The sequence below is a fragment of the Polyangium jinanense genome (assembly GCF_028435365.1).
Genome location: NZ_JAGTJJ010000081.1, coordinates 14,389 through 40,550, shown reverse-complemented (window position 1 = coordinate 40,550; position 26,162 = coordinate 14,389). Strand labels below are relative to the sequence as shown.

Genomic DNA, 26,162 nt, shown 5'->3' with positions numbered 1-26,162 from the left:
GGCAAGTCCTCCGGAGGACCCCCCGGATCCGTCACCATCAGCCGCGGGCTCGAACGACTGGCACCCGCAGCAGAGATGCTACGGGTGCTCAGGGAGAATGGGCTCGCGAGATGAGACCAATGCTCAGGCCCCTGGCTGGTCCAGGTCCAGGGGCGGACAGCCCCTGGTGGGGCCTGGGGCAACGCCCCAGCGCAACGGCTTCGACATGAAACCCATGCTCCGCCGCTGGGTGGGGTGTGCGTGTGCGATCCTCGTCATCCCCCTTGCAATACGACCTGTGGCTCGATATTTCCCACGTCTCACTTCAACCCTGGAGAGTGAAAATTGATGAGCCGCTCGATTGGAGTCGGGATGGTGTTTGCTGCCGCGCTGCTCGCCGCGTGCGGCGAAGGAGGGACGAACAGCGACACGGGTGGGGGCGGCGGCGCGACGTCGTCCTCGGCGATGGGGGGCGGCGGCGCCTCCAGCTCGTCCTCGTCCACCGCTTCGGGCGGCGGCAGCCCCGCGCCCGACTGGGCCACGTCGTTGCCCGCGGGCGGCAGCTGGACCGAGCTCGGGGAGTCCGAGCCCTTCACGGCGTGGGTCAAGGCGAACCTCGAGCCCAACGCCGGTTACGTCGGCTCGGCGCCGATCGACGCCGTGCGCGACGCGTACTGCAATCCGGTGTTCGATCACGCGGGCAAGGCGTTTTACCTCTTCGGCGGGGGCCACAGTGACGGCAGCGTCAACGCCGTCTTCAAGCTCGACGCGGCGACGCTGAAGTACAGCATCGTCGTGCCGCCGACGCCGCCCTCCGCGTATCCACCTGCCTACACCGCGCCGAACTCCCCCATCGTCTATCCTTCCGGCGCGACGAACGGGTTTTTCCAGACCGCGGAGACGCTGACGGATCCCGCCGATCTGCCCTATGCGGCGCCGTTCGCCGCGCCCGCGTCGAGCCACACCTACTCCGCGATGAGCTTCGTCGACGGCAAGATGATCCTGCACTATGGCCCCGTGCGCGTCGCCGACGTGGTGAGCGGAAAGTGGACCTCTCTCGAGAAGGACGTGTACGGGCCGCAGCTCGTCAAGTTCAATCCCAACTACTTCGAGGTCGTGCTCCAGGCGGGCACGCGGACGGCCAACGATCCGGCGACCGGCAAGGCGTGGACGACCCTCATCGCCGGTGATGCTGGATTGAACTGGCGCAATCGCGTGCTCGAGATGGATCCCGCCACGCGCACGATCGAGAACGTGGTGGACGCCAAGTGGGAGGTGTCTGGCAGCTCGTCGATCGTGATCGGCGGGCCGTACGTCTACGTCTTCACGCCGACGAATTCCAACGGTACCTCGACCGCCACGCGTGGCTGGCGCATCGACAAGGCGACACGCGCGGTCGAGCACCTGACGCTCACCGGCGATCTGCCGAGCTGGCCTCAAATCTCCCCGAAGCAGGAGGGCATTCCGGTCTTCTACGATGGGGCGAAGATGAATTTCTGGAACTACAGCGTCGAAGCGGATCTCGATGCGTTCTTCCGCGTCGATCTCGAGCCCAAGAGCGGCGCCGGCACCGAGGCGGAGCCCTATGTGCTGTCGTCCACGCGCGAGGCTCGCCCGCCCTCGGGGATGCCCTCGCCCGCGCTGACGTACGAGCTGACCTACATCGCGGAATGGGGCGTCGTGTTGTTCCTGCCGAAAGGCAGCGAAAAGCTCTGGGCCATCAAGCCCTGACGCGATGCCGGCCTTTGCGAGCGGTCCCGAGGCGGCCGCTCGTTCCCTCCGCCGAACAACGAATCTGACAGCTACGCTCGATGACGGGCGGCCTGCATTGCGACCGCAATGCCGTCCTGCAGCGTCGCCTTCGTGACGATTCCTTGCAGGGATGCGTTGATGTGGACGAGCGTCCGGGCGACCTCCGAACGTATCCCGGTGATCACCGTGCGCGTTCCCAGGAGCCTGAGGCCGTTGGCAGCGGCGAGGAGCATGCTGGCGACGTTCTCGTCCACGCGCTTGAGGCCCGTGATGTCGAGAATGACGAATTCGGCGGATCGGCTGCTGGCGCCCTCGAGCATTGCCTCGATGGCTTGCTCGGCCCGGTCGGCGTCCATCGTCCCGATGAGCGGCATGACCAGGATGCGATCCGTGATCGGAATGAGGGGCGTGGAGAGCTCGAGGAGCCGGGTCTGCTGCGCGGCGATGATCTGCTCGTGGAGCGCCGTCTTCTCCGCATTCGCGCGCCCTTTCTCGACGAGCTCGCGCTCGAGCCGCTCCTTGGCATCACGCAGCTCCTCGGTACGGGTCATGAGCTCGACGAGGAGCGCCTCGCGCGCGGCCTCGACGGCGGCGCGCTGACGAACTTCCGCCTCCAGGCTCGTGTTCTTTTCCTGCAGCGTCCGCGTCATGCGCCGGACGGCGATGTGCGGGCGTATGCGCGCCAGGAGCTCCTCGGAATCGAAGGGCTTGCTGATGAAATCCACAGCGCCCGCATGCAGCCCCTGCAGCCGGTGCTCCCGACTGCTCAAGGAGGTCATGAAGACGACCTGCGTGTCGGCGGTTTGTGGGTTGGCTTTCAAGCGCCTGCACACCTCGAAGCCGTCGATGTCCGGCAACATGACGTCGAGGAGAACGAGATCAGGCTGCTCGCGCTCGATCAGGCGCATCGCCATGTTGCCATCCGTGGCAACGGCGAGGTCCAGACGCTCGCCTGACAATGCTTCGAGAAGCGTGTCGAGGTTGACGGGGTTGTCGTCCACCGCGACCACGAGTCCATTGTATTGCGTCAGAGCGTCCATCCAACCCCCGAAGAGTTTAGCGCGGACCCTATCAAGAAGTATCACGGCAGTAAAGCGCCAAGCATTTGGCGCCGCTGCAGGGAGCGCGGGGTCGGCGAGGCTGAAAAAACGCGATTCTGTAGCGTGGGCGTGATTCGATTTACACACGATCTCGAAGTGGTGGGCTTCGATCGTGTGTATGCACGGTTTGGCACGACACGACAGGCCCTCGCATCGTTCACAATTGCATTGACGTGCATCGGCTTTCCGAGGTTACTCTGGTGCAGATCGGGATCGTGCATCTGTACGAGACGCACGGGAGGGGTTCGAAGATGGATCTGACGGGGTATGGATTGGGCGATGTCGCTTACGAGGGAAGCGAGACACGCGTCTACCGCGCGGTGCATCTTGCCTCGGGCACGAAGGTGGCGATCAAGGTCCCGCTGGCCGATGTGCCGAGCCCGCGCGTGATGGGTCGGCTGGTCCACGAGCATCAAGTGCTTCAGCAGCTCGCGACCGTGTCCGGCGTGGCGCGCGTGCAGGGGTTCGCGCAGCGGGACGGCACGGTGGCGCTGGTTCTCGAAGATCCTGGATTTCGCTCGGTCGATCAGGTGCTCGCCACGCAGGGTCGTCTGCCGCTTTCGGCCGGGCTGCGGTTTGGGCGGCGCCTCGCGCGAGTGCTCGAGGGCGTGCATGCCGCCGGTGTGATGCACAAGGACGTCAAACCGCAGAACGTGCTCCTGGATGACGAGTCCGAGCAGGTCACCCTGCTCGATTTCGGCATCGCCTCGATGCTGTCCCAGGAGGCGACCGAGGCGAGCATTCCCGAAGCGCTGGACGGGACGCTCGCGTATATCTCGCCGGAGCAAACGGGGCGCACGGCGCGTGCGCTCGATACACGCACGGATCTCTATTCGCTGGGCGTGACGCTCTTCGAGGTGCTGTCGGGGCGGCGGCCCTTCACGGACCGCGATCCGCTTTCGCTCGTGCACGCGCACCTGGCCAAGACCCCGCCTCCGCTCGATACGGTCGCGCCGGACGTGCCGAGCGTCGTATCGGCGATCGTATCGAAGCTCCTGGCAAAGGATCCCGACCGGCGATACCAAACGGCCCGAGGCGTGGCGGAGGATCTGGAGGAGGCGCTCCGCGCGCTCGAGGAGCGCGGCACGGTGGAGCCCTTCTCGCTTGGAAAGAAGGATTTTTCGCGGAAGCTGCGGTTGCCGCAGGTGCTCGTGGGGCGAGAGCAGGACGTCGAGCGGGTCGGGGAGTCGTTTGCCCGCGCGGCGCGGGGCGCGGCGGAGCTCTTGCTCGTCGGCGGGCCGTCGGGCATTGGAAAAACGGCGCTGGTGCGTACGGTCTACCACGACATCGCGAAGGCCGGGCGCGGGCTCTTGATCGCAGGCAAACACGACCAGCTCGCGCGGTCGACGCCGTACGCAGCGATTGCCCAGGCATTCGGGGGGCTGATGCGTCAATGGCTTTCGAGCCCGAAGACGGTCCTCGAGACCTGGCGAGCTCGGATCCGGGACGAGGTCGGGGACAACGCGCGGCTGATTGCGGACGTAGTGCCGGAGCTCGACCTCGTCATGGGCAAATTGCCGCCGGTGCCGCCCGTGGAGGGCGAGCAGGTCCTCAATCGGCAGAAGCTGACGTGGCTGAACTTCGTTCGAGCCGTCACGACACCGAACCCGCCGCTCGTCATGTTCCTGGACGACATGCAGTGGGCAGACAGCGCCACGCTGATCATCCTGCAGACGCTCCTGACGGACGTGGAGCGAAAATCGCTGCTGGTGATCGCTGCTTACCGTGACAACGAGACACCGCCCGAGCATCCGTTGTGGAAGCTCGTGGAGGCCACGGAGGCGAGCGAAGCCAAGGTATCGAGGCTGACGGTGGGCCCGCTGTCGGAAGAGCAGGTGCAAAAGTGGCTTTCGCGCACGCTCGAGAGCGAGCCGAGTCGCGTGGAGCCGCTGGCCCGTGTGCAATGGCAAAAGACGCGCGGAAACCCGTTCTTTCTGGAGCAACTGCTGCTCTCCCTGCACCGGCAGAAGCACGTGGTGAGGGACCCGGAGAGCGGGGAATGGCGCTGGAATCAAGCGGACCTGGAGCGAGCGCAGGTCACCGATAACGTGGTGTCGCTCCTGACGGACAAGGTGCGAGAAATGCCGGAGGCCACGCAGCAGCTCCTGGGGCTCGCAGCGTGCGCAGGGCATACGTTCCATCTCCAGGATCTCGAGCGATTGAGCGGATGGGAGCGCGCCCGGGTGACGGGGGCGTTATGGCCGGCGCTGCAGGAGGAGCTGGTCGTGCCGGTCGATGGGGCATATCGCCCCGCGCAGGCGCTCGGAGCGGTCGGCGAGGGAGCGCTGGACGCTTCGTACCGGTTCTTGCACGACCGCGTGCAGCAGGCGAGCTACGAGCGAATCTCGCCGGAGCAGCGCGTCCTCGCACACCTCGAGATCGGGCGGCGGCTCTGGGCGCGATATCGAGCCGAAGGGGGCACGCCGCAGCAACTCCTGGAGCTCGTGCGGCACATGAATCAGGGCGCGGCGCGGATCTCGTCCGTGGCGGAGCGCAACGACGTCGCGCGGGTGAACCTGGAGGCCGCTCGCGTCGCAAAGGCGGCGAGCTCGTACCGATTGATGGCCAGCCTGCTGGAGAGCGCGCAGGCGCTCCTCGGCGAGCGATGCGCAGAGGACGAGCGAGCGCTGTCGGTGGAGATTGCCCTGGAGCGCCTGGAGGCGGCCTATCTGCTCCGAGACTTCGACGACGTCGAAGCACGTGCGCTCGACTTGCTCGCGAGGCCTCTTCCGGCGGTGCCTTGGCTGTCGGCGCAGGAGATCCGCGTTCGCTGCTGCCTGGCGACGGGCCAATACGCGCGGGGAATCGAGCTTGGCATTGCGGCGCTCGCGGAGCGGGGTTTTACGTTTCCCGCCACGGACGAGGCGTGTCAGCCGGCGCTCCTCGAGGAATCCGCCGCGCTGGATCGATGGCTGGAGCAAGACCTCGGTGCGTTCGATCGAATGCCGCCCGAGTGGTCCCTGGAGCACCGGCTCATCGATGCCCTGATGACGCAGGCGCAGCTCTGCTCGATCTACGGCGGCCGGCCGATGCTTTACACGCTCATCATCGTTCGCCTGGTCTCCGAGGCGGTGCGACGGAAGTCCCTCACGCCGGCGGCCACCCTCATGCTCTGCAGCTTCGCCAATGTGTGGTCGGTGGCCACGGGCATGTATCGGCGCGTCTTGCGCTGGGTCGAGCCCGGGGTCGTTGCCGCGGAACGCGTGGGGTCCGCGATGCTCCCCGAGTGCCTGGTGCTCCATGGTATCTACATGGTCTATTCCAGGCCCGTCGACGAGACGGCCGCACTCTACGAACAGGCGATCGCGACCGGCTTGAAGATCGGTTCGTTCCAGGGCACGAGCTGGGGCCTCCTGGCCGAGCTGTTCTATCACCGCGTCTGGCGTGGCCTGCCTCTCGGCCAGGTCCAGGCGCAGGTCAAGGCTCGCTGGGATCTCGTGCAGCGCGCGGGAGACGCCGTGGGAAGGCACCACTTCGAGGCGGTCGCGTCCTATTGCGAGGTGCTGATGACGCCCGAGGGCGCCCCGAAACTCCTGAATGACGAGCCTCTGTCGCGAGGTTCGCGCTCCCTCCTCGACGACGGGGACGGGTTCACGGGAGGGCTTGCGCGAACTCTGGAAGCCTATCTGTTCTGCGTCACCGGCAGGTGGGATCGAGCGCTCTCGCGGGCGCGGGACGCAGACCAATTCCGAGCCGACATCCTCGGCATGCCGCCGGTGACGGACATCCCGCTCTTCCTCGCGCTTTCGGCGGCGAAGTGCTGGCATGACGCCGCCGGCCCCGAGGAGCAGGCGCGGCTGCGAGCGCACATCGAGCACGGCCTCGAGCGGCTGCGCTATTTCGCGGAAGGTTCTGCGTCGAACTTCCTCCACAAGCTGCGCCTCGTCGAGGCCGAATACGCCCGTATCCTCGGCAAGACCGAGGAGGCGATCGTCAAGTACGACGAGGCGATCGAGCTTTCGCGCGAGCACCGCTTCCTGCACATCGAGGCTCTTTCGACCCAGCTCGCCGCCGAGTTCCGACTGCAAACGGGCACGAGCCATATCGGTGCCCTGTACATGCGCGAAGCTCGCGACGCCTATGTGCGCTGGGGCGCCGTCAACGTGGCCGCCCATCTGGGCGCGAAATACCCCGCCTTGCTCAAGGCGCCCGTGCACGCGGCTGTCGAGCGCACGGCCCTGACGACCTCGATCACGACGACCACGGGCGCCTCCGCGGGCGCGAATTTCGACGTGAACACCGCGGTGCGTGCGGCGCAAGCGCTTTCGAGCGAGCTCGATCCGGATCGCGTGGTCGGCCGGCTGATGGAGCTCTTGCTGGAGAATGCGGGGGCGCAGCGCGGCGCCCTCGTGCTCAGCCAAGGGGAAACGCTCTCCGTCGTGGCGCGGCTGTCGGTGGAGGGGGCTCGTATCGAGACGGGGCTATCGGAGCCGCTCGGGCAAAGCCAAGACATTCCGGCGACCGTGGTGCAGTATGCGGCCCGCACGGGCGAGCCCGTGGTGGCGGGTGATGCCAGGAACGAAGTGCGCTTCGCCAGCGACCCCTACCTTGCGTCGCGCGCGGTGCTCGCCCTTTTGGCCCTGCCTTTGACGCACCGAGGAAATCTCGTGGGCGTGCTTTACCTCGAACACCGAGACGTGGCGTCGGCGTTCCCTCCCGCGCGCGTGGAGTTCTTGTCGGTGCTGGCCTCGCAGGCGGCCATTGCCGTCGAAAATGCCATGCTGTACCGGGACCTGGAGGCCAAGATCAAGGAGCGCACGGCCGAGCTTCGGATCGCCAAGGAGGCGGCCGATCGGGCGAACCGGGCGAAGAGCGATTTCCTCTCGAGCATGAGCCACGAGCTGCGCACGCCGCTCAACGGCATCCTCGGTTATGCCCAGGTCCTCTCGCGCGCGCCCGAGCTCTCCTCGAAGAGCCGTGATGGGGTGCAAACCATTCAGAAATCGGGCGAGCACCTGCTTTCCTTGCTGGAAGACCTCTTGGACCTCGCGAAGATCGAGGCCGGCAAGATGGAGCTCGTTTCGAAGAGCTTCGACCTTGGCGCCTCGGTGCGCACGGTGGTGGATCTGTGCCGCGTACGCGCAGACCAGAAGGGCATCGCGTTCACCCAAGCGATACGCGCGGGCACGACGTCCACGGTCCATGGCGACGAGAAACGCCTGACGCAGGTGCTCTTGAACCTCGTGAGCAACGCCATCAAGTTCACCGAACGAGGAAGCGTGAGCCTCGCCATCGAGGAGCTTTCGCGCGGCTCCAAGGAAGGGGTCACGTTGCGGTTCCGGGTCGAGGATACGGGCCCCGGGATTGCGTCGGAGCACCTCTCGCGCATCTTCGATCCCTTCGAGCAGGTCGGCGATCAAAAGGCGAAAGGCGCCGGCACCGGGCTCGGCCTCGCCATCACGAAGAGGATCGTCGACCAGATGGGCGGCACGATCGAGGTCGAGAGTGAACTCGGCCGCGGAAGCGCCTTCACGGTGATGCTCCCGCTCGCGGGGGCGCCCGCTTCCGCGAGCGCTGACATGGCCCTCGGGTGGGATACCATCACCGGGTATCGAGGAGAACGCCGCACGATCCTCGTCGTGGACGATCACCCGCAGAATCGTGCCCTGGTGAGCGATCTGCTGGTCCCGATTGGCTTTGAGGTCGTCGAAGCCGAGGACGGTGAGGCGGCGCTCCGGCTGGCCAGGGAGCGGAGGCCGGGGCTCATTTTGATGGACCTGGCCATGCCGGGCATGGACGGCTATGAAGCCACGCGTCGCCTGCGGCAGATGCCCGAGCTCGGCGAGGTCGTGATCCTGATCTCGTCGGCGAAGGTATCCGAAGTCGAAGGGCAAGAAGGCGTCCGCGCCGGTTGGAACGATTCCTTGCACAAGCCCGTGCAAGCGAGCGCGCTCTTCGAAAAGATCCAGCGCTTCCTCGGCGTGGAATGGATTCATGCCGAGAAGAAGGCCCCGGTCACGGGGGCGCGGGCGAGTGGACCGCTCGTGCCGCCTTCCGGCGAGGAGCTTGCCCTTCTATCGCAGCTGGTGACGTCGGGGCGGATCCGGATCGTCATGGCGGAAGCGGCGCGCATGGAGCAGAACGAACCGCGACTCGGCCCGTGGCTCGAGCAGCTCAGGGGATTCGCGCGGAGTTACCAGATGAGGAAGCTGCAAGAGTTCGTCGATGGGTATGCCACAGGCACGGTCATGCCCGAGGTGAGCGCTTAGCGCGCACGACCAGGACGGAGCGAAAGACAGGAGCAAGAGACGGGTATGCAAGACTCCACCGGGTAAAGGACCGTCTCTTCGGGTCGATGTCGCTCGTACCCGACGGCTACCGTTCTGGGAATGGGCGCCTGGCAAGCTCCCCGCGTACGTCATTGGACCATCGAGGCCTTGTGCATCGCCTCACGTCCGATCTATGCTGCGCGAGTAGGGGGGCACGTGCATGTATATCCATGCGATCGAGGTCTCGGACGTCGAGAATCATCGTTTCCACGAACCTATGCGCACCGAGCTGGAGCGCCGCATCGCCGAGCTGGAGAGCAAGCTCGAGGCTGCCGAGCATGGGCAGCGCCTCGAGGCGGAGCGCTTCCGGCTGACGGTCGACGGCGCCCCCATCGGGATGGCCCTCGTCGGGCTCGATGGCTCATTCATCCGCGCCAATCACGCGCTCGGCGAGCTGCTCGGTTACGCACCCGCGGAGCTCATCAAGGTGCGCTTCCAGGACATCACGCATCCGCAGGACCTGCAGAGTGACCTCGAGCTCGTCGACCGCGTGCTCCGGGGCGAGCTCGCGCGGTACGAGCTGCGCAAGCGATACTTTCGCAGGGACGGCGCAGTCATCCACGCCGAGCTGCACGTCTCCATGGTGCGCGATGGGCGTGGCGAGCCGCTCCATTTCATCTCGCAGATCCTCGACGTCACCGAGAAGCTGCGCGTCGAGGAGACCCTGCGCGCGAGGCTGGCCGAGCTCTCCACGCCCCTCATTCCCATCCGCGACGATGTCATGGTCATGCCGCTCATCGGCGCGATCGATTCCGAGCGTGCGGAGCGGGTGCTCACGACCCTGCTCACAGGCGTGAGCAAAACCGGCGCGCGCGTGGCGATCGTCGACGTCACCGGCGTGGTCGCGGTGAACGAGCAGGTGGCGAGCACCCTCTTGCGGGTTGCGCAGGCTGTGCGGCTGCTCGGCACGCGCATGGTGCTGAGCGGTATCGGACCGGAGGTGGCGCGCACGTTGATCTCCATCGGCGCCGACCTGTCCGGCATCGTCACCTGTTCGAACCTGCAAACGGCCGTCGCGCATGCCGTCAAGCTCACGCGCGACAGCAGCTAGCCCCCTGCTGTCCGGCGAAATGAGCGCCACCACGGGCCGGGGTGGGAGACGCGGCACCGGCAGGCGAATTTTTCCCGCCTCGGAGTGAAAGATCCGCGTAGGATGCCGCCCCCATGAAGCGTCTCTTTGTCGGTATTTCTCTCGGCAGTCTCCTCCTCGTCGCTTGCAGCGACGGCTCCACCCAAACCACGGGCACGAACTCCACTTCCAGCTCCGGCAGCGGCGGCGCGGGCGGCGTCGGCGGCGATGGGGGAGTCGGCGGCACGGGCGGCGCCGGCGGCGCGGGCGGCGTCGGTGGTATGGGCGGCGGCGGCGGTATGGGCGGCGCCGGCGGCGCGGGCGGCGTCGGTGGTATGGGCGGCGGCGGCGGTATGGGCGGCGGCGGCGGAGGAATCGGCGGGGCGGGCGGCGTCGGCGGCAGCGGCGGCAGCGGCGGCGCGGGTGGGGCAGGGGGCATGGGCGGCGGCGGCGGCGCGGCTGGAAACGGCGGCGGGGGCGGCGCTCCTCCTGCTTGCGTCGTCGATGGGGTCGTAAACCCCCCGGAGCAGTGCGACGACGGCAACCTCGTCGACGGCGACGGCTGCGATCAGGATTGTACGTACTCGTGCGTCGACGCCGCGGCCGATTGCCCCGCGGCGCCGGTTTGCCAGCAGAACGCGTGCCTCGCGAACCATACCTGCGTCGCCATCGCCGACCCCGCGCAGGAGGGTACCACGTGTGGCCCGAACGCGACCTGCAAGGCCGGCGTCTGCACGGCCCCCGTCTGCGGCGACGGCGTCGTCCAGGGCAGCGAGCAATGCGATTTTGGCGCGGCGAACGGACCCAATGCGGGGTGCGAGGCGAACTGCACGTTCTCGTGCACCAAGGGGCCGGACTCGTGCCCCGACGCCGAGACCTGCAACGGCGTCGAGACGTGCACGACCGTGATGAACGGCGCGAACGTCGGGCAAAAGTGCATGCCGGGCGTGCAGCTCCTCGACTGCACCGCGTGCGCCTCCGGCGTGTGCGCCTCCGGCATGTGCAAGGCGTCCGTGTGCGGCGACGGCTGCGTCGACCCCATGAACGGCGAGCAATGCGAGCCGCCGGGGACCGTCCTTTGCGACGCGATGTGCAAGACCGCCCCCACGTCCATGTGCGGCAACGGCATTCGTGAGGCCGGCGAGGATTGCGACGACGGGAACCAGGTGAACCTCGACGGGTGCGATGGGGTCTGCAAGTTCGAGCAAGACCTGCGGTCGAATTACCTGAAGATGCAGTTCGCCACCGACGCATTCTGCGCGGCGAACCGGTTCGGCACGGCGATTGACCCGGGTGTGGCCGGTTCCCAGGTCCAGACCTACATCGATCAGGGCGTCAATGCTGGAACGACGGGCTTCCTCTTCAAGATGTTCGGCCTCGCGGCCCTCGTCGGCGTCGACGATCCGTCGGTCGAGCTCGGCGTCGTGCGCGCGACGCCCGTGGCGGGCGCGGGCTACAGCGGAGCGAACGACCTCGATTGGTGGTACAACACGAACACGGCCACGCTCGACGCGGCCCGGAACCCGCTCGACAAGCTCACGGGCAACATCACCGGCGGTGTCTTGAATGCGGGGCCCGGCACGATGAGCATTGCCATCAATTTCTTCCCGAGCGCCGTGACGACCCTCCGGATGTCGAGCACGAAGCTCCGCGTCACCGTCAACGCGGGCTCGACGCCGCTCGTCTCGAATGGGACGCCGCCCGGCCACCTCGCTTCCGAGCACCTGAACCCCTCTTTGCAGAGCTTCGCGAGCCTGGGGCAGAAAGACGCCACGTTCTCCGGCCTGCTCTGCGGCGACATCAGCGCGCGTTCGCTCGCGCAGGCCACCATTCCGCCCGAGCTTCTGCCCGGCGGCTCGCTCGCGTGCACGCAGGGCTACAGCGCCGCGAATAGTTTCCTCGACCTGCTCGTCTCCGGCTGCTCGATCAACGTGGGGTTCGTCGTTCCGGCCCTCTACCCGACGCAGCCCGATCAGGCCGATCCGGCCGCGCCCGTCGGCGGAGCCGGCGCGCCCTACAAGCTCACCGTCAATGCGCAGAAGGTCGTGACGGGCTGCACCGACAAGAACAACGCCGCGGTGAACCTCTCCACCTGCATCGACGCGGCCGCTTATTCGAGCTTCTTCCGGTTCGCAATGGGCCGCGTCATCCTCAAGTAGCCAGGCTGCCCTCTCCGGGGCGATGGTCATACGTGTTCGTGCGTGAAGCCACGAAAGGCAGAGCACGATTGTGCTTGGCGTCGGCCGGGCGCCTGTGTTTTGCTGGCACGTTATGGCCTATCGCCTCGTCGGAGCCGCGATTCACGAAGGCTCGTGCACCGTCATCCATCGTGGACAGCGGGATGACGACCCGACCCCGGTTGTCATCAAGCTCCCACGCGGAGAGGTGACGCCGCGTGACATCGAGCGGCTCCGGCACGAGTATTCGATTCTGAAGAGCATCGACGCGCCCGGCGTGGTCAAGGCCCTTTCGCTCGAGCCGTCCGAGCGAAGCGTCGCGCTCGTGCTGGAGGCGCTCCCGGGCGAGACGCTCGCCGCGCTCCTCCGCGCGCGGCGCCTCGACGTGGCGACGGCGCTGAAGATCGGCCGTGGCATCGCGGGCATTCTCGCCAGCGTCCATCAGCGCGGGATCGTTCACCGCGACGTAAAACCCCAGAATCTTCTTTATCACCCGGAGACGGGGAGCGTCTACCTTCTCGATTTCGGTCTGGCCATGCGGATGTCGGAGGCGACCGGGCGCGGCGCGGAGGCCATGACGGGGACGCTCGCCTATCTCGCGCCCGAGCAGACGGGCCGCATGAATCGAACGGTGGATCACCGCGCCGATCTTTATGCCTTCGGCGTCACCCTTTACCAGATGCTCACGGCGTATTTGCCCTTCACGACCACCGACCCCGTCGAGCTCGTGCACAGCCACATCGCGCGCGTCCCCGCCGCGCCGCGGGAGGTCGACGGGCGGATCCCCGAGGTCGTCTCGGCGCTCGTCATGAAGCTTCTCGCCAAGGCGCCGGAGGATCGATACCAGACCGCGCGCGGCGTCGAGCTCGATCTCGCCGCGTGCATCCGCCAGATCGAGGAAACGGGCACGGTCGAGACCTTCGTACTCGGGCGCCACGACACCGCTGCGGCGCTGCATTTGCCGGAGCGGCTTTATGGCCGATCCGTCGAGGGGAAGGCCTTGCTCGATGCATTCGAGCGGGCACGTCTCGGGCCGGCGGAGCTCGTCCTGATCGCGGGTCCCTCCGGGGTCGGCAAGTCGGCGCTCGTCCACGAGCTCCGCCGGAGCCTTCCTCGTGATGGCGCGCGCTTCATTTCCGGTAAATTCGATCTCCTGAGCCGCAGCGTCCCGTACGGCCCCGTCATTCAAGCATTCCGCGAGCTCTTGCAGCAGCTCCTCGGCGAGAGCGGAGGCGAGCTCGCGTCCTTTCAGGCGCGCCTGTCGCGGGCGCTCTCGGGCAATGGCCAGGTCATCGTGGATCTCGTCCCCGAGCTCGCGAACATCCTGGGCCCGCAGCCCGCGCTCCCCATCGTCGGGCCGGGCGAGTCGCAGAATCGCATGAACCTCGTGCTCAAGAGCTTCGTGCAGGTCTTCACGAGCCCGGACAGGCCGCTCGTCCTGTTCCTCGACGATCTGCAATGGGCCGATCCCGGCTCGCTCAAGCTGCTCGAGGTCCTGCTCGCGGACCGAGATTGCCCCGGTCTCTTGATTCTCGGCGCGTACCGCGACAACGAGGTGGACGCGGCGCATCCTTTGACGGTGACCCTCGCCGTGCTGCGGAACGAGGGCGTCGCCGTGAGCGAGATCGGGCTCCGATCGCTCGGCGCCCCGGAACTCGAGCAATTGCTCGGCGACGCGCTCGCCGTGGACCCGCCACGCGCACGCCCGCTCGCCATGGCCGTGCTGGCGAAGACCCAGGGAAACCCGTTTTTCGTGGGCCAGTTCCTGCACGCATTGCACGAAGGCCAGCAGATCCGCTACGACGCCGAGCAGAGCGCCTGGCACTGGGACCTCGAGGCCATCGAGGCGCGCGAGGTCACCGACAACGTCGTGGATCTGATCGTCGGTAGCCTCGCGCTCCTCGCGGGCGAAACGCAGCGCGTCCTCCGCCTCGCCGCGTGCATCGGCCATACCTTCACGCTGCAAACCCTCTCCACCATCGACGAGCTGTCTCCCGATCGGACCGCTGATGCCTTGTTGCCCGCGATCCGCGAGGGGCTCGTGGTGCAGGAAGCGTCCGATCGATACCGCTTCCTGCACAACCGCGTGCAGCAGGCCGCCTATGCGACGATCGACGAAGCGGACCGGGCCGCGACGCACCTGCGTATCGGGCGGCTCCTCCTCGCGGGAATGGATCCGGGTGCGCCGGATCGGGCCCACTTCGAGGTTGCCTTCCACCTCAATCATGGCGAGGCGCAGATGCAGGATCCCGCCGAGAGGCTCGCGCTCGCCGAGCGGAACCTCGACGTCGGCCGCAAGGCCAAGGCGTCGAATGCGTACGAGGCGGCGGCAAACCATTTCCGCGTCGGCACGACCCTGCTCCCGGAATCGGCTTGGCAGGACCTCTACGCGCTCACCTTCGCCCTGCACAAGGAGCTCGCCGAATGCGATTACCTCTGCGGGCGCTTCGGGCAGGCCGAGGCCTCGTTCGATCGCCTCGTGGAGAGGGCCCGGTCGAAGGTCGACCTCGGGAACGTGTTCGCCCTGGTGCTTCGGCTCCATCAGGTAGCGGGCAAGTACGCCGAGGCTGTCGATGTCGGCTTTCGGGCGCTCGGGCGCCTCGGCATCGAGACCCCCGAGACCGACGAAGCCGTGCAGGCCGCGACGATACGCGAGATGCAGGAGGTCAAGGCGCTCCTCGGCGAAACGCCCATCGAGGCGCTCGTCGACGCGCCCGTGATGACCGACCCCGAGCCGATCGCGGTGATGGGCATCCTGAACGAGCTCCTGTCCTGCTCGTACATCGGCAGGCCCGCGGTGTTCGCGTTCAGCGTCATGCGGGCCGTCCGCCATTCGCTGATCCACGGGAATTCGCCCGAGTCCTGCTACTCGTATAGCTGCTACGCCGTCCTTCTCGTCACATGGGACCAGATCCCGACCGCCGTCGCGGTCTCCGAGATGGCGATGGCGTTGAACGAGCGCTTCGACGACGCCGCGTCGCGCGGCCGCGTGCTGCACGTGCACGGCAACCACATCCATTTCTGGATCAGGCATTACCGCACGTGTTTCCCCATCGTCGAGCGGGCGTTCGACGCTTGCCTCACCGTCGGAGAGTTCGTCAATGCGGGCTTCATTGCCCACGCGGTCACATGGCTCGCCCTGGAGCGGGGGGATGCGCTCGACGACGTCGTCCGGTTCTCCGAGCGCTTCGCCGCCTTCGCGAAGCAGAGCCGGAACGAGCTCATCCTGCTTGCCGTTCAGCTCACGCAGCAGTTTGCCCGGAGCCTCGCGCGCCCCTGGCTCCCAGATCGGCCCCTCGACGACGATCGATTTTCCGGCGACTTCGTCCTCGCGACCTTCACGCGCGCGGGATTCCGCACGGGCATCGCCTTCTATCACATCACCTTGCTCATGCTGCATTACACGGCCGGGCAATACGAGGAGGCGGTGGCATCGGCCGACCGCGCGCGCGACGTCCTCGACGCCGTGCCGACGCTGCCCATCGAGCCGACGTTTTACCTGTACGAGGCGCTCGCCCTGCTCGCACGTGGCCCCGTCGGGGACGCGGAGGCCGCGCGGCGGGATCAAGCGCGAATTGACGCGAGCCGCGACAAACTCGCGCGTTATGCCGAATTCGGCCCCGAAAATTACGAGCACAAACATCTGCTCGTGCGCGCGGAGGCGGCGCGTGTCGCGGGGCGCCATCTCGAAGCGGACGACCTTTACGATCGGGCCATCCTCTCCGCCCGGACGAATGGCTTCACGCCGTACGAGGCGCTCGGGAACGAGCTTGCGGGCCGGGCGCTCCTCGCGCGCGGCAGGCAGCTCCTCGCGCCCATGTATCTACGCGAGGCGCACGCCGCCTACGTCCGCTGGGGCGCGGCGCACAAGGCCGAGCTCCTGACGAAGGAGCACCCGCACATCGTGGCCCACGGCCTCGCGCGTGTGCCGGCGACGCACGCCTCGACCAGCGCGAGCACCTCCGTGGGCCGGGGCGTAGGCGGCGTCGTCGATATGGCCACCGTCTTGCGCCTCGGGCAGGCCCTCGCCGGGGAAATGGAGCTGCCCAAGGTGATCGAGCAGCTCATGCGCATCGTGCTTCGCAATGCGGGCGCCACGCGGGGAGCCCTGATCCTCGATCGGGAAGGCGAGCTGCGGATCGAGGCGACGATCACCCTCGGGCCCGATGTCGTCACGGTATGCGACGAAGGCCCGATGGATGCTTCCGCCGACCTGCCGATCTCGGTGATCCGGTATGCGGCGCGCACCCGCGAGGCCGTGATGCTGGGTGACGTCGCGGCCGATTCGCGCTTCGCGAAGGACGCCTCCCTGCGCGGCCGCGGGGTCCTGTCGATTGTATGCCTCCCGCTCGTGCACCGGCGCCGCCTCGTGGGCGTGCTTTACCTGGAGAATGGCCTCGTCCGCGACGCGTTCGGGGCCGAGCGGGTCGAGTTTTTGGAATTGCTCTGCGCGCAGGCGGCGACGGCGCTGGAGAATGCGCTCCTCGTCGGGCATCTCCAGGAGGCGAGCCAGGCGCTCCGGCAATCGAACGAGCGGCTCGAAGCCGAGGTCGCCCAGCGGACCCACGATTTGCTCGAGGTCAACACGCGGCTCACGCAGGAGCTCGTGGAGCGAGAGCGCGCCGAGCAGGCGCGCGTCGCGCTCCAGGAGGAAATCATCCGCGTGCAGACCGACCTCCTCGTGGAGCTCTCCACGCCGCTGATTCCCATCACGGACGAGATCCTCGTCATGCCGCTCATCGGCGCAATGGACGCGCGGCGCGCCGAGCGCGTGATGGATACCGTGCTCTCCGGGGCGCAGAGCAGTGGGGCCCGGGTGGTGATCATGGACATCACGGGGATGAAGACCGTCGACGCCGAGGCCGCGTCCGCGCTGATCCGCGCGGCGTCCGCGCTGCGCCTGCTCGGGATGCAGGCGTGGCTCACGGGCGTGCGAAAGGAGGTGGCCCAGACGCTCATTGCCCTGGGCATCGACCTCGGCGGCATTCTCACGTTCGGGAGCTTGAAGCGAGGCGTCGCGCATGCGGCGCGCCTCGCGCGGGTCACTTCTCGTTGAACACGTACTCGTGCTGGGCGTCGCGGATCGTCAGCGTCCGTTTTGCCCCGCCGCCGACCACGAACTCCACCCCGATCATGCCCGGCGTCGTGGTGACGAACGAGATCGTCCCGTCCGGGTTCTTTTTCGTCGCGACTTCGCTCTTCCACTCGCCGAAATCGAAGATCGTCGCGGCGCCGGCGCGCGACACCTTGACGTCGCCGAGCGCGGCGTTCGTGTAATGGGCGGCGAGCTTCTTGGACTCCGCGGCGTCGGCCGGAGACGTGAGCAGCTTGCGCTCGGCGGCCATTTGCTCGAAGTACATCTTGCCCATCGTCGCGACCTCGGTGTCCGCCTCGGCTTTCCCGTCGAACAGCACCTCGAGCAGCTTGCGCTGGAAGATGCTGCGGATGAGCCAACCCGGATCGCCGTTCGTCAGGACCACGGCCCCGACGCCGTGCTCGGGCAGCCACATCATGTCGCTGTGGAAGCCGATGAGGTCCCCGCCGTGATGCACCACGGTGACGCCCCATTTCTTGTCGACCATGAGGCCCATGCCGTAGGTCGCGTCCGTATTGATGGCGACCTGAGGCGCGCGCCGCGCGAGGAGGATGTCCTTCTCGATGTAGGGTTTTCCGTCCGGCAGCTTGCCCTCGGCGAGCTCCATCTGCACGTATTTGAGCACGTCGTTCACCGTGGCCCAGGCGCCGCCCGCCGGGCGTACGGGAATGACGGCGTCGTTCACCGCCGCGATGGCCCGCGCGGGCTTACCGTCGATGTCCTGCGCGTGCGGGACCGCGTAATTGCCGGTCTGCGCGCGCTTGAAATCGAACGTGGCCCCCTTCATGCCGAGCGGCTCGAACACGCGCGTGCGCATGGCCTCGTCGTAGGCCTTGCCGAGCTCGAGCTTCGGGAATGCCACGTGCCCGCCGAGGAACCCGGCCGCCGCGGCGAGCGGATTCGAATACTGGAAGAGCTCGCCGAATTTGCTCGTCGGCTGCATCGTCGCAAGCGTGCCGAGCGCGCTGTCGGGCGTCACGCCCTGGAACTGGAAGATCCACTCGAGATCCTGCCGCGGCATCCCCGTACACGCGCAGATCAGGTGTTTTACCAGCACGCGGCTCGTCGTGTCCGCATCCCCGAGCTTGAACGAGGGAAAGAGGCTCGTCGCCGGCGTCTCCCACGTGAGCTTTTTTTCCTCGACGAGCTTCGCGAGCATCAGCGTCGTCAGCGCTTTCGTGTTCGACGCGATGATGTACTTCGTGTCCGCGTCCACGGGCTGCTTCTTGCCGAGCTCCCGCGCGCCGAAGCCGCCAGCGAACACCACCTTGCCGCCCTGGATGAGGCCGACGGAGACGCCCGGCACGCCGAGCTTTTGCTGCGCGGTCTCGACGAACTTCCCGAGCGCGGCGATACGCGCCGGATCGAGCGTATTCGCGGTTTTCCCCGCGAACGACTCGCGCGCCCGCCCCTTGGGCAGGAGGCGGCCGTAGATCAACCCGACCTGCGAGCCGCGCTTCTCGCCGACGGCCTGGTCCATGTCGTAGATGACCACGGTCCACGTATCGTTCGCGAACCGCGCCATGGCGCCGACATCACGTTTTTCGTTGGGCGAGGTCTGATAATCGTAGATCTTGATGCGGGTCCAGCCGTCCTTGTCGGGGGCGTCGACCGTCGCCTTGAGCGGCCATTTCTTCTCGGCGCCATAGGCCGCCCACGCGAGCGCGACGGCAGCGTCCGCGTCCTTCGCCTGCACGTCGACGAGCGCGATGCGCGAGCCCGGTTCGGGGGCTTCGAGAATCGTGGCCGGACCCTTCACGCTGATCTTCCAGCCGCTCGGCGCGATGAACGTATTTCCGGCGACGGTGGTCTTCGGCGTATCCGCGGCGAGCCGCTCGCCCGCGACCGCCTGCGGGGCAGGGGCCTCGGGCGCGGCCGTAGGCGTGGCGGAAGCGGCGGGCGCGGACGGGCCCGTCGGCTCCACGGGCGGCGTAGGGGCCGCGGGTTCCGGTGCGGACGAACAGGCGGCGAGCGTGACGAGCGCGATAACAGGTAGGAGCGAACGCATGGCGCGCAATCTACACGCGCGTGCTTGGCAGGGAAAGTTCTGTTCTCACCGGGCTTGCGGCAGCGCGTATTCGAGCAAGATTGCGCCGCCGGTCTCGGTGAAGAACAACGTCTTCAAATCGATCAGGTTCCGCGAGGGCTGTGCGCCTCCCTCCGTCGTCACGCCATATGAGCGCACGTGCTCGACGCCGAGCCCTTGCACGAACGCCGCGACGTTGAAATCGTAAGCCACGGGCGTCACGAGATAATCGAAGGCCCGGAAATACCGGAGCATGTCCTCGCCCGATTGTACGAACAAGTAATTGCCGCCCCGGCTGTTCGTGATCGCGTGGATCACCGATTGGTGGAAATTCTCCCCGACCCCGAGCGCGGTCAGGCCGATCCGAGCGTTCGCCTGCTCGGTCACGAGCCGCTCGAGCGAGGCGGTATCCGTCACGCCCGTGTTGAGCCCCGCGTCCGAGATGAGGATCACGCGGTGCTCGTAGCCCGGCAGGCGGTCCACGTTTTCCCGGACGAGCGTGAATCCGTCGCGCAGCCCGGCTTCCAGGTTCGTCGAGCCGCGGGTTTGGAGAGCCCTCACCTTGGCGATGAGCGCCGGCTTGTCGCGCACGGGCGCGGGCCGGACGAGGATTTCGCTGTTCGTCTCGAAGAGGACGATCGACAGCATGTCCTGCTCGTCGAGCTCCTCGATCGTGCGAATGAGCGCGTCCTTGGCCCATTCGAGCCGCGATTTTTCGGTGCCGTCCGTGGCACCCATCGAGCCGCTGACGTCGAGCACCACAGCGAGGTTCAGCGGATCGCGCCGGAAGGCCTCCTCAGTCACATTCGAGCTCATGCCGAGCTGCACGTACAGCCGGCGTTTTTCGGAATCGACGGCCACGGCTGGATTCACGCAAACGAGGGACGAGCAGGCCTCGGCGCGGGTGAGCGGGAGGGAAAACTCGCGCAAAAATCCCTCGACGGTGAGCACGTCGGCCTTGGGTACGCTTCCATCCCGCACGAGCTTGCGGAAATACCCGAACCCCTGCGCCCCGCCGCCCCCGAGGGCGAGCCCACCGCCGCCCGCACGCGCGGCGAAATACAGCGCCCCGTGCAGCGGAGCGGGCTGCGGCGGCGAATAACCGCCGACGGGCGCATGACCCTGCGCCATGTTCGCCGCGAGGGAGCGCGTAAGATCCAGGACCTCCACGACGTCCTGATCCACGCGAAGCCGCGGATTCGCCAGGATGCGGGCGTCCATGGCCTGGATTTCGGTGCGCAATGCAGAAGCGACAGCCATTCGAGGGGTGGCGCAATCGATGGCGACCCGCCCGATCTCGGAGCGAACGGGGGCCGGGCAGGCGTTCTCGTACCGGTCGAGGAAATCCACGAGGGTCTGGGCAGTCTGCGCCAAGAAAATCGTCTTTTCGATCCCGGGATCGGTGGCGACGAGGCCAGGGCCCCCGAGCGGCGGGATTTCGATGGATCGGGATCCCGATTCGGTGCGTGCATTGTCTGCGCGCTCGTAACGCCAGGAGACCTCGACGCGTGACGCGGCGAGCGCAGGCTGCCCGAAGAGGACGAGCGTCGCGAGAAACAAGAGGATCTGCATGGAAACCTCCTTCCCGGGCCGTGCCCGGGTGAGGGGAGGAAGCAAGAATCGTAAACCGCCGCGCCGGGGCGCTGCCCCGGGCCCCGCGGGGGCTGTTCGCCCCTCGACCCGAACCAGGGCAAGCCCTGGACCATTTGGGGAAGAACTGCGCGATGCGCAGTTCTTCCCACAGGCCGGTGGCAAGACCATGGAGGTGCGTTCCACGCTGGCGACGTCATGGGTCGAGACGTCAGCGCTGCTGTCTTGGCTGGCAGGGTCGTCGTTGGTCTTGACTCGGCCTGTTCGATGAACTGCGCATCGCGCAGTTCATCGACCCCGGGTCCAGCGCTTGCGCTGGTCCGGGTCCAGGGGCGGACAGCCCCGGTGGGGTCTGGGGCAAAGCCCCAGCGCAGCGCCCGAGGTCGATACGGGCGCAAGGAGCGGATGCGGAGGCGGTCGGAGGGGCGGAGGCGATGCTCAGGACCGCGTCACGCCCCTCCTACATCCCCTCATTCCTTCGTCAGCTTCGTGAGGTCGATCATCTCGTCCACGTCCGGTACCACGATCAGATCGCAGCGCCGGTTTTTCTGCTGACCGTCCTTCGTCCCGTTGTTGGCCACCGGATCCGTGTCCGCGAATCCGGCCGCGCTCCAGTGCGACCGCGGCAGCGCTCCGCCCTTGCCCACCAGGAAGATCAACACCGAGCGGGCGCGCATCAGCGACAGGCCCCAGTTGTCCTGGTACGTGCCGCCGTTGAGGGGCTGGTTATCGGTGTGACCAGCGACCTGATAATCACGATCGGCCAGGGATCGGTCGTTCTTGATGACCCCGGCGACCTTCTTGAGGATGTCCTCGCCTTCCTTCTTCAGCTCGACCTTGCCGGTATCGAAGAGCACGTCGCCCGGGAGCGAGATCACCATGCGGTTGCGGCGGATGCTGACTGCGAGTCCGAGCTTGGTCAGCTCGTCGAGCTTCTTGCGCAGGAGGTCGAAGCGCGCCTTGATGGCTTCGAGTTGCTTCGCGCGCGCCTTGTACTCGGCGAGCGCTTTCTCCTGATCCTCGAGCGTCGAGCTCATCTTCTTCACGTCCGCGCCGGCGTCCTGCAACTGCTTCTCGAGGTCGGCGACGCGCTGCTTGGCCGCGGCGAGCTCTTTCTCCAGCTCGGCCTGCTTGCTAGCGCTCTGGTCCTGGAGCTGATTGTACTTGTCGAGCTGAGCCCTCCACTCGTCCTCGGAATGGCCGCAGCCGGCGACGAGAGAGGCCAGAATGAGCGGAGTCACGAGGAGGCGTCGATTCATGAGCAAGGTCTCCGTGCCTCTTGCGAGGCAGAAATCGATCGGAGCCGCGAGGCCCCGACGAAGGGGTGTCTGCAAGGGAGACTCGCAAACCTCGCGGGCAGAATCCAGTGCTTTGAAGACGAACTTCATGCGGAAGGAGGCGCACCAGCATAAAAGTCCAGTTGTCCCGGAACATGGAATGCGTGTTCGGGACGGAAGGTGCGCAGGTCTCGTCACGAGCTGTCACGGTGCGAGGTGCTGCGCCGGCGCCCCCGCACATCACGAAAGCCGCTGTGTCAAGCCCGATGTCGAGGCGAGCGCTCCGGCCACGGCGAAGGCGTTCGGTTCGTGCTCCGTGCAGTTGTCGTTCTCGACCTCACGTTTGCCCGCGGCCGCGACACGCCCGCCGTCGAGCAGCATCTCGACGCCCCGTGGTCACCCTCATGGATGACGGCCTGGTCACTGGCTCGCCGAGCGGGAGGCGTGCTCGTTGCGTTTGTCCACCATGTCGATCACGACGTCCAGGGTGTCGGCGACGACGCGATTGACGAGCCGGATCATTGCGTGGGTGTTCGACACCAGAAGGTGATGGATCTCGAGGATTCCCTTCGCGGGCACCTCGAGGGGCGGGATGCGCGCGAGCAGGTCGAGCGGCCTTCGGGCCGTCTCTTTCTGCAATCGCTCCACGGCGCGCGAGCCCTGGTCGATCGTGTCCGCTACGAGCGCCTTCGCGCCTCGCCATCGTTCCATCATGTTGTCTCCTCGCACCACGCGCGAATCTGCGTGTAGACGTCCGGGTCCGCGGCGATGCGGAGGTGATCCATTCCCGCCATGATCCGCACGTGCTCCTGGGGGAAGGGAGAGCAACGGTGTCTGGGCTCTGCCCGGCCCGTCGCGCTCGCCACCGCGACCAGCGCGTCGCCGAAGAGCAGGCCGAGGCGCGGATCCTTGGACAGCGTACCCGCGATGAGGTGGTGACGGATGTGCGGCAGAAGCGGCACGGGGTGGCGGCGGTTCTGCAAGAGCGCGCCTTCGTCCGCGCCCTCCCAGTCCTCGCGCCGCAGGTTGGCGAAGCGCAAATCCTTCACGCCGCTGCTGCGCAGATTGAGGATGTCGGCGATCAGCGTCGCGACCGGATTGCCGACCTTTTGCAGCGTCCAGGAGACCACGTTGCCGATGCGTTCGAGCGGGGCGCCGAGGTGGGGCGTGCCGATGTAGAAGGCGCGCGTGGCGAGGGGCAACCAGCGCCGTCCTTTCTCGCTCGCGACGTGGGTCGCGCTGCGCAAGACGAGGCCGCCCATGCTGTGGCCCATGAGCAAGATCTCCTCGACAGGGACGGGGTATTCGTCGACCAGCCGCTCGAACAGCGCGTCGAGCGCCTCGCCGTTGTCGGAAACGTGCAGCCCGCTGTTGTAGCGGACGAACACGGGCGTGAATCCCAGGTCGCGGGCGAGGAGCGAGCCGTACGTCTCGCCGTCGGGCATCTGCCAGATGCTCTCGACGCTCATCAAGCCGTGCACGAGCACGGCAATGCGGGCCGTCGCGTGGGGGTAGGCATCGAGGAGCGCGCGGCGCGTGGCACGGAGGGGTTTTTCTCCGTGTACGAACGTCATCGGCGTGGCGAGGCCATTGCCCGTGCGGTGCAAATAGTCGCCGACGGCACCATTCAGCACCCCGATCAAGAGCTCCACGTTCTTTCGCATGGCGGCCGTCACGCCCCTCGAACGATCGTCGCGACGGCCGTGAAATGCATCGCGGCGGCGACGACGGTGCAGGCGTGAAACACCTCGTGGTAGCCGAAGACGCCGACGACGGGGTTCGGGCGCTTCGATGCGTAGGCAAGGGCGCCGAGGGTGTAGAAGGCGCCTCCGCCGAAGATCAGGAAGAGCTGCGTGAGGTCGAGCGCGCGCCCCACGGCGCTCAGAAACGGAACGATGCACCAGCCGGCGACGACGGCCACGGCAGCGGTCACCCATTTCGGCGAGCCCGACCAGAAGATCGACTTGACGATGCCCACGGCGGCGCACGCCCATGCCAGCGTGCAAAGCCTCGTCCCGTCTCCTGGGCCCAGGGCAATCAGGGCGATGGGCGTGTACGTGCCAGCAATGAGCACGAAGATGGCCGCGTGATCGAGGCGACGCATGCGCAGGCGCGCCTTCGGGCCCCAGTTGATCCGGTGGTACGTCGCGCTGACCGTGAAGAGGGTGAGCAGGCTGAGGCTGTAGACTGCGGCAGCCACCGAACGGCGGATCTCGGCGGTGATGCATACGAGCGCCACACCCGCGACGAACGCGACGAGCGCCGCCCACTGATGAAGGACGCCCCGGAGCTTGGGCTTCTCGGAGTGCGGTTCGAAGCCGTTCGCAAGCGGTGCATGCAGGTCGTCGTTCATGGGAGGCCTTCTCGAGGTCAGCGACGGCGCGCTTACCTACGGAAACGTAGATACGATCGAGTAGGGTAGCAGGTCAAACGGCCCGTCGCGCCGTTCGCGATCCTGACCGAAACATGACCAAGCTTCCCAGGGGCGATCGTCTGCGGGAAGGCGCGCGAGACCGGCCGCGTGGGCCATGAAACCTACTCGACCGTAGGTAGAAGGAATCATGGCTACGGTGAGAGTCCGTCACAACGGCCGGCATGTCGACACCCGCGAGGCTAAACTCGGCGCGATGCCGCCCCGAGCGCCCCGCCTTTCAGCTTCGGCCCGCCGCGCCTCCATCATCGACGCGGGTCGGTTTGTCTTTGCACGACGCGGTTACGAGGCCACTTCGGTCGAGGAGATCGCCGAACGCGCCAAGGTCTCCAAGCCCGTCATCTACGAGCACTTCGGTGGGAAAGAAGGGCTCTACGCGGTCGTGGTCGACCGCGAGATGGACTATGTGGTCCGGAGGATCTCCGAGGCGATCGCTCAAGGTGAACCGCGCGAGCGACTCGAGCAGGGGGCCCTCGCCTTCCTCACCTACGTCAAGGATCACCCCGATGGTTTCGCGATCCTCGCCCACGACGCCCCCGCCGCGGGCGGCGGGATGTTATCGCTACTCAGCGACCTGGGCGTGCGGGTCAGCGAGGTCTTCACGGCTTCTTTCAAAGCCGGCGGCTACGACGCTCGCGCGGCGCCCATCTACGGCCATGCCCTCGTCGGCATGGTGACGTTCGTGGGCCAGTGGTGGACGACGGCCCGCAAGCCCCCGATTGAGGAGGTCGCCACGCACATCGCGGCCCTCGCGTGGATGGGCCTCCGTCACCTTCCCAAGCGCCCGACGAGCATCCGAAATCGACCGCGTTGATTGCGTGGCCTTCAACCAGCGGACCCACCGCTTCCCGAACACGCGGTTCGTCGAGGGGGACGCCGAGAGGTTGCCCTTCGCCGACAGCGCGTTCGACGTGGTGCGACGAGATTGGCACGGCACATTTCGACGCCTTCGCGCGCAGCAATGACGCCGAATCCCTGGGGAACTTTCTGGGCACGCCGGGCTCGAAGGTCTATCACGACATGCAGCAGGGGGCGTCGACCCACCCTATTTACAAGCTGCGGCGACGCCTATCATGATGGCTGCTTCGGGCACTTGTCCTCGTCGTCCGGGAGGCCGTCCCTGTCCATGTCGAGCGCAGCCGTCCTCGTTCGGCTTAACAGGCGCGGGCCAGGCGCGTGAGCACGGCCGTAGGTCGGACAGACAGACGTACGCCCGGCCAGACGAGGGCTCCTGCCCACGAGGGGGTCGCGGTTTGGAATTGACGCCGCCTCGCGAAGGTCCCAGGATCGAGCAGTTGGATAGCGAGTAGCGAGGTTCCTATACGAATGGACTCCCGGGCGCAGCAGAGACAGAGGATGTTGCGTGCGAGCGAGCCTCGGCTTTTGACACGCGGGAA

Annotated in this window: 15 protein-coding genes; 7 read left to right on the top strand and 8 right to left on the bottom strand. The window is 66.9% G+C overall.

What is annotated here, in order from left to right; translation table 11 throughout:
• The first annotated feature begins 327 nt into the window (after window positions 1–327).
• Window positions 328–1,710 carry a hypothetical protein gene (locus KEG57_RS50230; RefSeq protein ID WP_272428572.1) on the top strand — a complete coding sequence of 461 codons (1,383 nt, stop codon included), beginning with the start codon at window positions 328–330 and terminating at the stop codon, window positions 1,708–1,710.
• 71 nt (window positions 1,711–1,781) lie between these two features.
• Here KEG57_RS50230 and KEG57_RS50225 read toward each other — a convergent pair whose 3' ends face one another.
• Entirely contained in the window at window positions 1,782–2,771 is a 990-nt protein-coding gene (locus tag KEG57_RS50225) for a response regulator (RefSeq protein WP_272428574.1), read from the bottom strand.
• 260 nt (window positions 2,772–3,031) lie between these two features.
• Between KEG57_RS50225 and KEG57_RS50220 the strand changes: the two genes are divergently transcribed.
• The 4 genes from KEG57_RS50220 (at window position 3,032) to KEG57_RS50205 (ending at window position 17,402) form a co-directional block, all read left to right on the top strand.
• Window positions 3,032–9,040, top strand: coding sequence for an AAA family ATPase (locus KEG57_RS50220; RefSeq protein ID WP_272428576.1), 6,009 nt, complete (start codon window positions 3,032–3,034; stop codon window positions 9,038–9,040).
• Window positions 9,041–9,260: 220 nt separating this feature from the next.
• Window positions 9,261–10,151, top strand: a complete 891-nt coding sequence (locus KEG57_RS50215; RefSeq protein ID WP_272428577.1) for an STAS domain-containing protein — start codon at window positions 9,261–9,263, stop codon at window positions 10,149–10,151.
• A 113-nt stretch (window positions 10,152–10,264) separates the two neighbouring features.
• Entirely contained in the window at window positions 10,265–12,328 is a 2,064-nt protein-coding gene (locus KEG57_RS50210) for a DUF4215 domain-containing protein (RefSeq protein WP_272428578.1), read from the top strand.
• A 112-nt stretch (window positions 12,329–12,440) separates the two neighbouring features.
• Window positions 12,441–17,402 (top strand): AAA family ATPase, encoded by a 4,962-nt coding sequence (locus KEG57_RS50205; protein ID WP_272428579.1) that lies wholly within the window; start codon window positions 12,441–12,443, stop codon window positions 17,400–17,402.
• On the opposite strand, the gene KEG57_RS50200 is transcribed toward KEG57_RS50205, so the two are convergent.
• From KEG57_RS50200 to trhA, 7 genes are all read right to left on the bottom strand, one after another.
• Window positions 17,389–19,365: a serine hydrolase domain-containing protein gene (locus KEG57_RS50200; protein WP_272459904.1), complete on the bottom strand. Its 1,977-nt coding sequence runs from the start codon at window positions 19,363–19,365 to the stop codon at window positions 17,389–17,391. The two genes, KEG57_RS50205 and KEG57_RS50200, sit on opposite strands and share 14 nt — an antisense overlap.
• Before the next feature lie 129 nt (window positions 19,366–19,494).
• The gene (locus KEG57_RS50195; RefSeq protein ID WP_272428581.1) at window positions 19,495–21,039 is read right to left on the bottom strand and encodes a vWA domain-containing protein; all 1,545 of its coding nucleotides are present in this window, start codon (window positions 21,037–21,039) and stop codon (window positions 19,495–19,497) included.
• A 488-nt stretch (window positions 21,040–21,527) separates the two neighbouring features.
• Window positions 21,528–22,316, bottom strand: a complete 789-nt coding sequence (locus KEG57_RS50190; protein ID WP_272428057.1) for an OmpA family protein — start codon at window positions 22,314–22,316, stop codon at window positions 21,528–21,530.
• A 258-nt stretch (window positions 22,317–22,574) separates the two neighbouring features.
• Window positions 22,575–22,715 carry a hypothetical protein gene (locus KEG57_RS50185; protein WP_272428058.1) on the bottom strand — a complete coding sequence of 47 codons (141 nt, stop codon included), beginning with the start codon at window positions 22,713–22,715 and terminating at the stop codon, window positions 22,575–22,577.
• A gap of 39 nt (window positions 22,716–22,754) precedes the next feature.
• Complete coding sequence (locus KEG57_RS50180) at window positions 22,755–23,048, bottom strand: hypothetical protein (protein WP_272428059.1); 294 nt, start codon at window positions 23,046–23,048, stop codon at window positions 22,755–22,757.
• Window positions 23,045–23,998: a lipase family alpha/beta hydrolase gene (locus tag KEG57_RS50175; protein ID WP_272428060.1), complete on the bottom strand. Its 954-nt coding sequence runs from the start codon at window positions 23,996–23,998 to the stop codon at window positions 23,045–23,047. The genes KEG57_RS50180 and KEG57_RS50175 overlap by 4 nt, the downstream gene beginning before the upstream one ends.
• An 8-nt stretch (window positions 23,999–24,006) precedes the next feature.
• Window positions 24,007–24,687: a PAQR family membrane homeostasis protein TrhA gene (trhA, locus tag KEG57_RS50170; RefSeq protein ID WP_272428061.1), complete on the bottom strand. Its 681-nt coding sequence runs from the start codon at window positions 24,685–24,687 to the stop codon at window positions 24,007–24,009.
• A gap of 208 nt (window positions 24,688–24,895) precedes the next feature.
• Here trhA and KEG57_RS50165 point away from each other — a divergent pair, with 208 nt between their 5' ends.
• Both KEG57_RS50165 and KEG57_RS56355 read left to right on the top strand, forming a co-directional pair.
• Complete coding sequence (locus KEG57_RS50165) at window positions 24,896–25,579, top strand: TetR/AcrR family transcriptional regulator (protein WP_272428062.1); 684 nt, start codon at window positions 24,896–24,898, stop codon at window positions 25,577–25,579.
• 4 nt (window positions 25,580–25,583) lie between these two features.
• The gene (locus KEG57_RS56355) at window positions 25,584–25,730 is read left to right on the top strand and encodes a methyltransferase domain-containing protein (RefSeq protein WP_372518244.1); all 147 of its coding nucleotides are present in this window, start codon (window positions 25,584–25,586) and stop codon (window positions 25,728–25,730) included.
• Window positions 25,731–26,162: the final 432 nt, after the last annotated feature.

What these genes read in the sequence shown, in the direction of transcription:
- KEG57_RS50205 (WP_272428579.1), top strand. Translation starts at nt 12,441, where the DNA reads ATGGCCTATCGCCTCGTCGGAGCCGCGATTCACGAAGGCTCGTGCACC.
- KEG57_RS50225 (WP_272428574.1), bottom strand. Translation starts at nt 2,771, where the DNA reads ATGGACGCTCTGACGCAATACAATGGACTCGTGGTCGCGGTGGACGAC.
- KEG57_RS50195 (WP_272428581.1), bottom strand. Translation starts at nt 21,039, where the DNA reads ATGCAGATCCTCTTGTTTCTCGCGACGCTCGTCCTCTTCGGGCAGCCT.
- KEG57_RS50175 (WP_272428060.1), bottom strand. Translation starts at nt 23,998, where the DNA reads ATGCGAAAGAACGTGGAGCTCTTGATCGGGGTGCTGAATGGTGCCGTC.
- KEG57_RS50165 (WP_272428062.1), top strand. Translation starts at nt 24,896, where the DNA reads ATGGCTACGGTGAGAGTCCGTCACAACGGCCGGCATGTCGACACCCGC.
- KEG57_RS50190 (WP_272428057.1), bottom strand. Translation starts at nt 22,316, where the DNA reads ATGAATCGACGCCTCCTCGTGACTCCGCTCATTCTGGCCTCTCTCGTC.
- trhA (WP_272428061.1), bottom strand. Translation starts at nt 24,687, where the DNA reads ATGAACGACGACCTGCATGCACCGCTTGCGAACGGCTTCGAACCGCAC.
- KEG57_RS50215 (WP_272428577.1), top strand. Translation starts at nt 9,261, where the DNA reads ATGTATATCCATGCGATCGAGGTCTCGGACGTCGAGAATCATCGTTTC.
- KEG57_RS50180 (WP_272428059.1), bottom strand. Translation starts at nt 23,048, where the DNA reads ATGATGGAACGATGGCGAGGCGCGAAGGCGCTCGTAGCGGACACGATC.
- KEG57_RS50185 (WP_272428058.1), bottom strand. Translation starts at nt 22,715, where the DNA reads ATGCTGCTCGACGGCGGGCGTGTCGCGGCCGCGGGCAAACGTGAGGTC.
- KEG57_RS50230 (WP_272428572.1), top strand. Translation starts at nt 328, where the DNA reads ATGAGCCGCTCGATTGGAGTCGGGATGGTGTTTGCTGCCGCGCTGCTC.
- KEG57_RS50210 (WP_272428578.1), top strand. Translation starts at nt 10,265, where the DNA reads ATGAAGCGTCTCTTTGTCGGTATTTCTCTCGGCAGTCTCCTCCTCGTC.